General features: G+C 48.1%; 1 protein-coding gene. It reads left to right on the top strand.

Annotated features, from left to right (window positions below; genetic code table 11):
- Positions 1 to 599: homocysteine S-methyltransferase family protein (locus R7Z49_RS26325; protein ID WP_318112608.1), on the top strand; the 599-nt coding region annotated here is incomplete at both ends.

The raw sequence follows: 599 nt of genomic DNA, 5'->3' as shown, positions 1-599 counted from the left end.
ACTTGGTCCAACCAACCGAACGTGCTCTATCTCCCCTGATGTGAATGATCCCGGCTACCGCAATGTTTCTTTCGATGAGCTGGTTGACGCGTATTCCGAGTCAACTCGAGCATTAATCAGAGGTGGCGCTGATCTTATTTTGATCGAAACTATTTTCGATACATTGAATGCTAAAGCATGTGCCTTTGCTGTTGATTCTGTATTTGAAGAGCTTGGCTTCGCACTGCCTGTCATGATTTCCGGTACGATTACGGACGCTTCGGGCCGAACGTTATCAGGGCAAACCACGGAAGCATTTTACAACTCTCTACGTCATGTAAGGCCGTTATCTTTCGGTCTTAACTGTGCATTGGGGCCAGATGAACTGCGCCCATACGTGGAAGAGCTTTCTCGTATTTCTGAATCATTTGTTTCCGCACACCCTAACGCAGGTTTGCCGAATGCTTTTGGAGAATATGACCTTTCTCCAGAAGATATGGCAGAGCATGTAAAAGAGTGGGCTAGCAGCGGCTTTTTAAATCTGATTGGTGGCTGTTGTGGTACAACGCCGGGGCATATTCGCCAAATGGCGCAGGCCGTTGAAGGTGTTACACCTCGCG

This window comes from Vibrio sp. 1562, from assembly GCF_033340155.1.
In the GTDB taxonomy this organism is placed as follows: domain Bacteria; phylum Pseudomonadota; class Gammaproteobacteria; order Enterobacterales; family Vibrionaceae; genus Vibrio; species Vibrio alginolyticus.
This window is presented reverse-complemented; position numbering and strand designations above follow the sequence as displayed.